This is a genomic window from Pseudoalteromonas sp. NZS100 (assembly GCF_015864815.1).
Classification (GTDB): Bacteria; Pseudomonadota; Gammaproteobacteria; order Enterobacterales; family Alteromonadaceae; genus Pseudoalteromonas; species Pseudoalteromonas distincta.
Genome location: NZ_JADYWM010000036.1, coordinates 1 through 12349, shown reverse-complemented (window position 1 = coordinate 12349; position 12349 = coordinate 1). Strand labels below are relative to the sequence as shown.

Sequence of the window (12349 nt, the reverse complement as noted above, 5' to 3'; positions counted from 1 at the left end):
TCGCTTTAGCATTTACTATGATGTGGCTACCAATGTGGGCTGATTGATATATGTACTACAAAGATCAACAGCCCCTAGATATAAGGCCTCCGAACATTATAGTGAACTAATATGGTGGGAAGATGGTGAACTGCAGGTGGGTAGTGAAAAGTTTGAGACTAATTTCAATGATGGTATTTCGATTAGCCTTGAAGTAGATAGTCCTTATAGTCATGTTTATTTTTCTAATTCAAAAGAGCTTTATTACTTTGATCAGCAGTGGCAATTGTTCTCTGTATCTATTGCTGAAAACCCCATTGGGAGAGTAATAGGAGCTGTTGATTTTGATAATGATGGAATACAGTCATTATTAGTAAGCAAAACAGATGGTTTAGAAGGAAGTTATTTATACGAAGAATATACGATGCAAAGCTTTAGCTATGAGAATGGGCTATGGCAGCTTGAGTATTCATCAGTGGCTCAAGGTCAACTTCCTAATCTTCATATTGTTGGTGCTGTTGATGATACGGTTAGCATTTCAGATTTTGGCCGTTCGGCTAAGGTAACGCACAATAATGCACCTGTTACTTTCACTGGAGAGATGCTGTTAACGCAAGATAATGAAAATCAAATTGAGTATTCATTAACTCAAATTAACAACGAGACATTTATTGTTAAACGCAATACAGGTTCAACCAGTGTAATTTGGCAAACTAGCGTTGCAGAAGTGACTTTTTCTAATTCGTATGATTTTGCTTTTACAGAGTCCGAAACACACTTGAGCTTTAAAAGTGATACTAGATATTACACAATCGCTAAACAAACAGGAGAAGTCGTATCAAGAGCCTACTTTCCTTACTTGCCGTCTGAGGAGTTGTCAAAAATAATAATAGGTTATTACGATTTAGGTATAGCTTTTTACGAAAATCCAAGCTTATCACCCATTTCAATTGACAGTAGCAATTGGCCTGTACCTTTAGATTTCTTACAAGAAACAACAAGCCATGTAGCGCATGTACATGCTATTCAGCTAGATTCAGATCCTCAACTAGAGCTAATAATTGATTATCGTACTTTTGGTAGTTTCGATGAAGAAGGTGGTTTAATAGTATTAGATACGAAAACGAAAGCATTAGAAATTTTGGACGAACAACAAATTAAGGGCTTTACAATTTACCACAAAGAGAAAATCCTCGATGAAACTATAGGTGGCGTTTATGGCCGAAACTATCTAGCGCATTACTCTATAGAAAAAACAATTAGCCTAGTGGATAAGTTATCAAATCAAGTTATTTGGGAGAGTCCACAAATCTCGAATAATTACCACGATGTATTAATTCAAAAAGATGAGCGTGATTCTTGGAGTTTATATATTTTAGGTAGTGAGTTTTTAATATATCCTTATTTGAACTAAAAAATAATAGCGTGCTCAGTAATCTAGTTTCTAGCTCACTGAGCAAGTTAGAATGTTTCACCACATCTACATGCTGTTAAATTAAAAAGCGCACATTGCGCTTTTTTTACTCATTCACTTGCCATTTAGGTTGTTTCGTTTAAAATCGCATAACTTTCGAAATGAAACTTAATTCACGAGCTTTATGACTAAACGAAACACACAGCAGCGTCGTCACAATATTCTGGTTCAAGTTAATGAATTAGGTGAAGTAGCCGTTGAAAAGTTAGCACAGCAGTTTCAAACATCTGAAGTAACCATTCGAAAAGATTTAACCTCGCTTGAAAAAAGTGGCTTATTACTTCGCCGCTATGGGGGTGCTATTGCATTGCCTAAAGAAATTGTTAGCGATGAAATAGATTCAAAGCGCAAAGTCGCAATAGCAAAGGCTGCAGCAAAACTTATAAAAGATCATAACCGCGTTATTATTGATAGCGGGCGTACTACTGCTGCGATGATCCCTGAGCTTGCAAATAAGCGCGGGCTAGTTGTAATGACAAACGCAATTAAAGTAGCGAGTCGTTTATTAGCACTTGAGAACGAGCCAACACTTTTGATGACCGGTGGGACGTGGGATCCGCATTCTGAGTCGTTTCAGGGGCAAGTTGCCGAAAACGTATTATGCTCTTACGACTTTGATCAGCTCTTTATTGGTGCGGATGGTATAGATGTAAAACGTGGCACAACAACCTTTAATGAGTTAGTTGGTTTGAGCCAAGTAATGGCAAAAGCGGCTCGTGAAGTAATTGTAATGGTTGAATCAGATAAGATTGGCCGAAAAATACCAAATTTAGAATTACCGTGGAAAATAGTAACCACATTAATAACCGACAATGGCTTAGCAGATGAAAAGCGCAAAGCAATTGAGGCATGTGGTGTAAAACTAATTTGCGCTGAATTTATTGAGTAGCCACAAAGTGGTAAATATACAAGATTATTGGAGAGATTATGTGTGGAATAGTTGGGGCAGTTGCAGAACGTCCAGTAAATAGAATACTGATTGAAGGGCTGAAGCGACTTGAATACCGTGGCTACGACTCTGCCGGTGTAGCACTACTAGAAGGCTCTACGCTAAATACTGTAAAAGCAGTAGGTAAAGTAGTTAACGTAGAAGCAGCTCTAGAAAAAGCAGGTGTTAGCGGTCATACAGGTATTGCACATACGCGCTGGGCAACACATGGTAGCGTTACAGAAGCAAATGCACACCCACATGTATCAAACAACCAGTTAGCACTTGTGCACAACGGTATTATTGAAAACCACGCAAGCTTACGCGCATCGCTTAAAGAAGAAGGCTACGAGTTTCTATCTGAAACCGATACCGAAGTAATGGTGCACTTAATTCATAAGCTTCGTAAGCAGCACACTAGTTTACTTGCAGCAGTACAAGCTGCTGTTAAACAGTTTGAAGGCGCTTTTGGTACAGTTGTATTTGATAAAGCAAACGACAACGAAATCATTGTAGCGCGCTCAGGTAGCCCTCTTGTTATTGGTTTAGGCCTTGGCGAAAACTTTATTGCGTCTGATCAGTTAGCACTATTACCTGTTACTCGTAGCTTCATCTTTTTAGAAGAAGGCGATGTAGCGCGTATTACACGTGATACAGTAGAAATTTTTGACGAAAACGGCGACGCAGTTGAGCGTGAAGTGATTGAGTCAAACATTACGCAAGATGCATCAGGCAAAGGCGATTACCGCCACTACATGCTAAAAGAAATCTACGAGCAGCCACTTGCAGTACGTAATACGCTTGAAGGGCGTTTAAACGACGATCGCGTAGCAATTGATGCGTTTGGCGAAAGCGCTCAGCAAATATTTAAAGACGTAAAACACGTGCAAATTATTGCCTGTGGCACGTCTTACCATTCAGGTATGGTTGCACGTTATTGGCTTGAGCAATTTGCAGGCGTTAGCTGTAATGTAGAAATAGCTTCTGAATTTAGATACCGTCAGTCGTTTGTTCATGAAAATAGCTTACTTGTTACTATTTCTCAATCAGGTGAAACTGCCGATACGCTAGCTGCATTACGCCTAGCTAAAGAGCAAGGTTACATGGCCTCAATGACCATTTGTAACGTACCTGGTTCATCGCTTGTACGCGAATCAGACCTTGCCTTTATGACCAAAGCTGGTGCTGAAATAGGCGTGGCTTCTACTAAAGCATTTACAACGCAATTAGTTGGTTTGTTAATGCTTACTGCGTCTATAGCTCAAGAAAAACAGCTTGATCAAAGTGCTATTGTAAATGCTATAAAAGTACTACCTGCTAAGCTTGAAGAAACATTACTGCTTGCAGATGGCATTGCAGACCTTGCAGAAGAATTTGCCGACAAGCATCACTCACTGTTTTTAGGTCGCGGTTCACAATACCCAATCGCGATGGAAGGTGCGCTTAAGCTTAAAGAAATTTCGTACATTCACGCAGAAGCCTACGCAGCGGGCGAGCTAAAACATGGCCCACTCGCACTTATTGATGCTGACATGCCAATTATTGTTGTAGCACCAAACAATGAGTTATTAGAAAAGCTTAAATCAAACGTAGAAGAAGTACGCGCACGTGGCGGCATTATTTACGTATTCGCAGATAAAGATTCACACTTTGAGTCAGACGACACAATGCGTGTAATCAACGTAAACCACACTGACGATATTATTGCGCCAATTGTTTACACACTGCCATTACAGCTATTGTCGTACTACGTAGCGGTAATTAAGGGTACCGACGTTGACCAACCACGTAACTTAGCTAAATCGGTTACTGTTGAGTAAAATCAAAAGGTTATAGATTTTTATTAATGTTAAAAAAGCGCTTAATGCGCTTTTTTTGTGCCTAAAAGTCTGTTAGCTTTAATAACTTATTATTCTCTAAGGGATTAGTCATGCGTTTATTTGCAGTTATTTTTTTTGTTAGCTGTTTTGCTTTTAGTTCACAAAGTGTCTTTGCCCAACCTGGCGCTAAACAGCAACGTACTGATTACTCTCAGTTCACGCACACTATTAAATCGGCTGTTTTAAACGAAGAACGCACAGTTGTCGTTCAGTTACCTAAGAGTTATCAAGCTAATCCAAACAAGGTATATCCTGTTATATATCGCTTAGATGGCGCGGGTAATATACCGCTTGCCAGCACTGTTATTGAGCGTTTACAAAATGATAATCGTGCGCCAGAGGTTATTATTGTCGCTATTGAAAACACCAATCGCTTAAGAGATCTATACCCCACAGTGAATAAAGAGCCACAAGGCCCGGTAGGTGAAGGTGGTGGTGCAGCAACGTTTTTAGCATTTATAGAGCAAGAGCTTATGCCCTTGATTAATAAAAGTTACCGTACGCACAATTATAATGTGATTGCAGGGGCCTCTGCGGCAGGCGTGTTTGCACTTTATACTATGCAAGCTAACCCTGAGCTTTTCCAAGCGCATATTGCTTACAGCCCTGCGGTTTGGTGGAACTATGGTGCATCGGTAAAAGCAGCTAAGGCGTTTATTAATAAATCAAAAGACCTGAATAACTACGTTTATATCAATATAGGCGAAGAAGCCGGCATAATGCGTCAAAGGTACGATGAACTACAGCAATCACTGCAATCACATAAAGTGCGAGGGTTACGCTTTTTTAATGATGCGTTTAATGGTATCTCGCATGGCTTAACCTCTGCTGCAGGCATATTTAATGCTTATTACAACTTATTTTTACCTAAACAAATGCCTATAAGTGCTTTAACTAACGATATAACCTCTATCGATGCTTACTATCAAACATTATCTCAGCAATGGGGCGAGCAAATATCTCCACCAGATCGTGCTGTTAGATCACTCGGTTATAACTTAACGGGTAGCAAGCAGTTTACCCGTGCTATTGAAGTGTTTAAATACAATATAAAAAACCACCCAAAATCAGTCGATGCGCTTTCGGCATTGTCCTACGGTTATGAAATGCAAGGGGATACTCGCCAAGCGCTTGAGCAGATGGAGTCTGCTTTAGCAATTGCAGACGACTCATATCATTATATAAATTACTTAAAAGAAACTAGGGCTAGGTTAAAAAAGCATGATAAGAGGCAATAATTTAAGCTATTAACTTTTGAAAATTAAGCTGTTGATTATCGTATATAGCTAAAGTGAGGCCTAATTTTAGGCTTTAAATCACATAATAAGAAGGATATTTAAAGTGGCAGATTTATTAATTGAACACTTAAAAACAAAAGGAACTGAACATTCCGATTTAAGTTTATTAGTGAACCAATGGGGATTTGATCAAAAAATAATCCCAAAAGCTTTACAGAGTATTGGTAGTCTTTTCCCACACTTCAGCCGCCATGATGAATCTCATAGCAAACAAATTTTGATAAATATCGAAAGAATCTTAGGTAAAGAAAATATAGCTAATTTAACAGCTACAGATACATGGCTTATCTTAGAGTCTGCTTATTGGCATGATATAGGTATGGTAGTTCCGCAAAATGACCTAAAAGAAGCTTTTAGTGATCCTGATTTTCGTCACTATATTGATTCCATAGTTACAGACAAAAATCATCATTTAAATGAATTTTGCTCAAATTTTAATAATGAAAATCTGATAGATAGCTTTCAATTCATGGGATCGCCCATTGAGGCCACTGATAATTTTCGACAGCTAATGGCTGAATGGTTCAGAAGAAAACATGCGAATAGAGCTGAGCAAACGGTAAATACTCCTTGGGAATCCGCTGGTATATCTTCCCCAAGAACTGAGCTGATCCCTAAGAGGCTTTTCAGAATACTTGGGCAAATTTGTGCATTACATGGGGCTAATTTTAAAGAGATTGTTGGTGAAAATGGCTTACCTTATAAAGAGGCTGGATTAGGACAAGAAGATTGCCACCCTAGATTTGTTGCCTGCATGCTAAGAATTGGCGACTTGTTGGATTTAGATGACAACCGTTTTTGTCCTGTAATGAAAAAGATTGCTGGTGATAGCAGACCATCATTAAGTAAGGCTCATGAAGATAAACATGCTGCTATTAGGCATTTGCGCATAGACAAAGATAGGATTGAGGTTACGGCAGAGTGCAGTAGTGTTGATAGTTACCTTGAATCTTATAAGTGGTTTGAATGGTTAAAGCAAGAAACTCAGGCGCAAATGAGCCTTTGGCAAGAAATTGCACCTAGCAGGAGCTTTGGTTTATTACCTACTTTAGGGAATATACAGGTAAAACTTAGTGGGCAGCAGCAAGTACTGTCTGAAGGGGAAAGGCCTCAATTTAAACTTGATAGTGAACAAGCAATTAAGTTACTACAAGGAAGTAACCTTTATGCTTCAAAATTTGCCTGTATCCGAGAGCTTTTACAAAATGCTGTCGATGCAACTTTAATAAGTGTTTGGTTAAGGAATAAAAACAAGATTAGTTGTGAAAAATGGAAAGACCCAAGTGATCCAGAGGTAAAGAACGTTATTGGTAATGAAGCCATCGAAATTTCACTAAAAGAAATGGGAGAGTGCCCAAAAGAAAATGAAAATTCATTATGGGAGCTAACTATAAAAGATAACGGTACCGGCTTCAGTATTAAAGACTTTTCATACTTATTAAGCATTAGTAGCTCTAGTAAAAATAAAACAAAAAAAGATATTGTGGATTCAATGCCTGAGTGGATGAAGCCATCAGGAGCATTCGGTATTGGTTTTCAGAGTTCATTTATTCTTGCAGATAAAGTGAGCATTACATCAAAAAGTCTCTTTACTAATGAGTGTAGCCATGCAGAACTATATAACCCTCTAGGTGAAAAAGAGGGGTTAGCACTTTTAAAAAGTTTGCCTAATGATATATCTACTCAACATGGGTCTGAAGTTAAGATTATATTTTCGCTTAAAAAAATTGCTACAAGTTGGAGTATAAGTTTACATAGAGAGCCAAGTGTTAAAAGCATGATTTTAGATAACCACGATCCAAATTTAGATGAATCGTTTCCATTTGAGTCAGCACGAATTGCTGACTCGATAGTTGATTTTGCGAAACACTCACCAATTAGAATTAATGGTCATTATAAAGCGAAAGATCAGAAGGCTATGCCTCTTTATATTAAAGGTGAAGAAAAAAAAGGATATTTTATAGATTTAGGAGGTGAACAAGTCGAGCTACTATTTTACCCTACTAGTCGGTTTTCGCGGGTTAAAACTTTATATCGTGGACAGGAATTTGATTCTGGAAATATCAGATTTCTTTTTGCAGATATAACGATAAATTTACTTTCAGGTAAAGCTGGTGCTTGGCTTTCAATTAATAGAGATGAAATAAACAAAGAGGCTAGTGCAAAACTGATACAAGTTATTGAAAATTCTCTTTTCCATATTTCTGAGAAGTTAGTCGGAAATTTGAAAGCTAATCAAGAGAGCTCAGATGTTAAAGAAGAGTTTAAAATACATTTTTCTTTATTTTTAAATGCCATGGCTTTAATGGATTCTAGTAATAATCCCTGGGAAAAGCTATCTGATGACTTTAATCGTTTTGGTAAATTTTGGCTCAAATATGAGGTTGCAGATAAAGCTTTAGACGAGTATTTAAGTGGGGAGCTATTAAAAATTGGAGAAAAAAACCTTAATGGTGATAACGTTTCTAATTGTAATATCTATTTGGGGAGTAACCCTGATGATGATGATTTGATAAAATGTTTAGTATTTAAAGAGTGGCAAGTAAGGTATGGAGTAAATACAATTGAAGTAATTGAATCAGATGACTTTAAAAATCAAAAAACAGATTTAGTTTACTGCTGTACAAAACAAAAGCCATCACAACCTTATAACAATAATGCTTTGCTTTCAGCTTTAATGAAAGCAAACTCAAAAAGTAATTCAAACACTAGATTTTTGCTGCCACCTCTTATAGGTTTTGAATCATTAGTGCTAGATAAGTCCACCACGTTAAATGCTCATTATTTATTTGATACAGGAGTAGGTGATTACGAATACATGCTTTTGCCCCATTTATTTACAACTCCTAAAGGTAGGTATTCTACTGAAGGTATAATTTTTGTATCCGAAGAGAAGTTAGATAAGTTTTGTGAGTGGATAAAACCTAAATTGAAAAACATGTTGACTGAGGCAGAAATTAAAGAAAAATATGATGAGTTAATTAAGTATATAGATGCCTTGATGGCCGAATCACCTTACAAAGATAAGTGGTTTAAATTATTAGCTAAATAATAAAATTGATAGCTAAGAACTAAGTTGAGTCCACCAAGGTTTGTTTAAGGAAAAAATTATTTTTCTAGGGCGTGAACCTTCGCTCTAGAAAACTTGAACTGATGAAGTACCAATATTATCGAGTCAAGTTTATTACTTACAACACGCAGCTGTTACCTATAAAAACATAAAAATCACTAACCTCTACTTAATAGCTGCTAAATACGCTAAAATTACAGGCTACTTTTTAGCAATAAGCCCGTAATAAATATGACCTCAGCCGCAAGCCCTAGTACTTTTAACGATCTTGGCCTTATTCCAGAGCTACAAGCTCGTTTAACCGATTTGGAATATAGCCAACCTACGCCAATTCAAGCTAAGGCGATCCCTAGTGTACTTGCTGGTAGCGATTTAATTGCGGGGGCGAATACCGGCTCAGGTAAAACAGCAACGTTTGCTTTGCCTATGCTACAAACGCTATTTTTAGCGCAAGGTGCTAAAAAAACAGCTAGCAAAGGTAACTTTGTATCAGGGCTTATTTTGGTACCTACCCGCGAGCTTGCGACGCAGGTGGCCGATAGCGTGAAATCGTATTCAGCTAACTTTAATGGAGCAATTAAAACGGTAGCAGTATTTGGTGGTGTGTCGGTTAATACACAAATGCAGGCACTGCGCGGCGGCGCCGATATTATTGTTGCAACGCCAGGGCGTTTGCTCGATTTAATCTCAAGCAATGCGATTAAGCTCGACAAAGTAACAACCTTAGTACTTGATGAAGCCGACCGCATGCTAAGCCTTGGCTTTACTGAAGAGCTTGCTGAGTTATTGGCGTTAATGCCTGCTAAAAAACAAACCATGTTGTTTTCAGCAACCTTCCCAGAGCAAGTCACTCAATTAACGCAAGAACTATTAACTAATCCTGTTGAAATACAAGTACAAAACAAAGATGAAAGCACCTTAGTACAGCGCGTATTTACAGTTAATAAAGGCGAAAAAACTACGGTTTTAGCGCATTTAATTAAAGCGCATAAATGGCGCCAAGCACTTATTTTTGTAAACGCTAAAAAAGACTGTGAGCATTTAGCCAGTAAACTTGAAAAACGCGGTGTTAACGCACAGGTTTTCCATGGTGATAAAGGCCAAAGTGAGCGTACTCGTGTAATAGAAAAATTTAAAGCCGGCGAAATAGAAATACTTATTGCAACCGACATTGCAGCGCGTGGTTTAGATATTGAAAAGCTGCCAGTGGTAATAAACTTTAATTTACCACGTAGCCCTGCTGATTATATGCACCGTATTGGTCGAAGTGGTCGTGCTGGTGAAGTAGGTTTGGCATTATCATTAATTGATTATGAAGATTTTCATCACTTTAAAATAATCGAGAAGAAAAACAAGCTACGTTTAGAGCGTGAAGAGGTAGCTGGTTTTGTAGTAAACCAAGCCAATCTTGATGCTGCCGAGGCGCTTAAAAATGAAAAGCCGATGGCAAAGCCAGAAGGCTCAGGTAAGAAAAAGAAAAAAAATAAAGCCGATGATATAGATGATGTATGGAGTGGTTGGAGAGGGCGTTCTAAATAGGAAATATAATTTATTATTTTGTCTAAACTTACAATTGGCGATAAAATCAGTTATTGACGTATTGGTCAATTTTGACTAAGATCATTATTAACAACTAACCCTACTTCCACGCGTAGCATTGAGTCTCCTGGATATAGGGAGAAAAAGCCGACCTTAGTGTCGGTTTTTTTGTAGCTAAAATTTAAGGATCGACTTTGAAGACTCGAATATATATTGATGGATATAATTTATATTATGGATGTCTTAAGCGAACACCTTACAAGTGGTTAGATATATTTAAATTATTTGATGACTACATCCTCCCCAGTGCTGCAAGTAAAGCCCATACTAACGACAATTTAAGCATTAAATTTTTTACCGCTAATATCGTAGAAAAAGCAGCTACGTCAAAAGATTCTTTAGCTGATCAGCAGGCTTATCACCGAGCTTTAACTTTCAATAGTTCAAATGGTCAGCTAGAAATAATCAAAGGTTACTACTCTGTAAACCCAACACGTGCATTTAAAATTGATGAAAAAGAACCTAAAAAACACCCAAATGAATGTGAGTATGTGGACATTTGGAAGCTTGAAGAAAAGCAAACTGATGTAAATATTGCGGTGGAGGCTTTATTTGATGTATTTACGGATGACTCAATTGAGCAAGTTGTGTTTGTTACTAATGATACAGACTTAGAAAGGGCTTTAGAAAAAATAAAATCTCTAAATAAAGTTAAAATAGGCTTAGTGATCCCTACTACTGATAGTGTTCGTTACCCCAATGAAAAACTAGATATACATGCTGATTGGACGCGTAGGAATATTTTAATTGAAGAACTAAAACAGTCGCAGTTGCCACGTGTTATCCAGGGAGGAAGAAAACCAGTTTCTAAACCTATAGGTTGGTTTGGTCAGCCAGAAATACTTGAAGAAATAATATTAACTTTATTACAAGTTGAAGCTAATCGAACTAAATGCTGGCGCTGGTTGGAAAAACCATTACCTAGCTTTGATGATTTACCGCCATTAACAGATCCTCCTATTCTATTACTCGATAATGAAGAAACAGCAAAAATAGTGCTAAGTTACGCACAAAAATATACTCAGCTATTTAATAACTAGCGACATGAAACTACTTATATTTAATAAAGGGTGAAATGTGGACTTAATATCAAAACTATTATTACTTTCTACTACTTTAATATGCTTTAAATTAAGTGCAAATACCCCATACGAAATCCCTAGAAGTAGCGTTATTCAACTAACCGAACCTTCTAGTAAGCGTGTTTACTCTGTTTACATTCAATTGCCTAAGTCATATAAAAATAAGCAGGATAAAACATATCCAGTTATTTACTTAACCGATGCGCCGTACACGTTTCCTATAGTGGCAGGGGCAACACGATTTCCTATGAATACCGGAAAAATGCAGCAAGCAATTATTGTCGCCATTGGTTATGAAAAAGGGTCTATTGGATCAGCTAGTCGAATTAGAGACTACACACCTACCTTTACAAAAGATTGGAAAAAACAAACAGGTAATGCGCAAGGACACATTAAGTTTATTAAAAACACTGTGTTTCCTTATATTGAGCAAAACTACCGTGCCAGTCATACACAAAAAACCTACATAGGTAACTCGCTTGGCGGCTTATTTGGTGCCACTATTTTATTTACAGAACCGAATTTATTTAGCCATTATATTATTGGTAGCCCGTCTATTTGGTTTAATAATAATGCATTGTTAAAGTTTAAGGCACACAGGCCAAAAACAGCTATTAAGGTTTATATTTCGGTGGGTGAAAAGGAAACACCAGCTTTTGGTGAAGGGCAAAATATGGTTGAGGGTGCCAAGCAATTGGTGCAAAAAATTAATGCACTTAACAGTGATAAAATACAATTAAAAAGTGTTGTTATTGAAGGGGCTAGCCATGCAACAGCATTTCCTACTACAGCAATACAAGGGCTTGATTGGGTGTATAGCACTGTAAGTGAGTAATACAGTAAAATTACTGACGTTAGAAAAATTGTTATTTAAAACCCATCATTAGCTTGGCTAATGATGGGTTTATTTTTTAATATGTAATTAAAGAGTGAGCTAGTTACTCAAGTTTTTATTAACTTAATTGTACTAGCTCAGACTTGATCTGACAGTTACCCGTTTTTTAATCGGTGACTGTCAGTCTAGATTTGAGCTAAATTT

8 protein-coding genes are annotated in these 12349 nt (G+C 37.4%); all 8 read left to right on the top strand.

Translation table 11 applies throughout. The features are described 5' to 3' along the window. Window positions 1-136: 136 nt before the first annotated feature. The 8 genes from I6E69_RS20220 to I6E69_RS20185 all read left to right on the top strand — a co-directional run bounded on the left by I6E69_RS20220 (window position 137) and on the right by I6E69_RS20185 (window position 12145). A complete protein-coding gene (locus tag I6E69_RS20220; RefSeq protein WP_197122164.1) occupies window positions 137-1393 on the top strand; it encodes a hypothetical protein in 1257 nt (418 codons plus the stop codon). 184 nt (window positions 1394-1577) lie between these two features. Then, window positions 1578-2342 carry a DeoR/GlpR family DNA-binding transcription regulator gene (locus I6E69_RS20215; protein WP_039487012.1) on the top strand — a complete coding sequence of 255 codons (765 nt, stop codon included), beginning with the start codon at window positions 1578-1580 and terminating at the stop codon, window positions 2340-2342. Window positions 2343-2380: 38 nt separating this feature from the next. Beyond that, window positions 2381-4201, top strand: coding sequence for a glutamine--fructose-6-phosphate transaminase (isomerizing) (gene glmS, locus I6E69_RS20210; protein ID WP_039487010.1), 1821 nt, complete (start codon window positions 2381-2383; stop codon window positions 4199-4201). A gap of 110 nt (window positions 4202-4311) precedes the next feature. Beyond that, window positions 4312-5499, top strand: coding sequence for an alpha/beta hydrolase-fold protein (locus I6E69_RS20205; protein ID WP_197122161.1), 1188 nt, complete (start codon window positions 4312-4314; stop codon window positions 5497-5499). Between the two features lie 103 nt (window positions 5500-5602). Then, the gene (locus tag I6E69_RS20200; protein ID WP_197122158.1) at window positions 5603-8611 is read left to right on the top strand and encodes an ATP-binding protein; all 3009 of its coding nucleotides are present in this window, start codon (window positions 5603-5605) and stop codon (window positions 8609-8611) included. A 249-nt stretch (window positions 8612-8860) separates the two neighbouring features. After that, window positions 8861-10168, top strand: a complete 1308-nt coding sequence (locus tag I6E69_RS20195; protein WP_197122155.1) for a DEAD/DEAH box helicase — start codon at window positions 8861-8863, stop codon at window positions 10166-10168. Between the two features lie 194 nt (window positions 10169-10362). Beyond that, the gene (locus I6E69_RS20190) at window positions 10363-11268 is read left to right on the top strand and encodes an NYN domain-containing protein (RefSeq protein ID WP_182724844.1); all 906 of its coding nucleotides are present in this window, start codon (window positions 10363-10365) and stop codon (window positions 11266-11268) included. A 37-nt stretch (window positions 11269-11305) separates the two neighbouring features. Beyond that, complete coding sequence (locus I6E69_RS20185) at window positions 11306-12145, top strand: alpha/beta hydrolase-fold protein (RefSeq protein ID WP_197122152.1); 840 nt, start codon at window positions 11306-11308, stop codon at window positions 12143-12145. Window positions 12146-12349 lie beyond the last annotated feature (204 nt).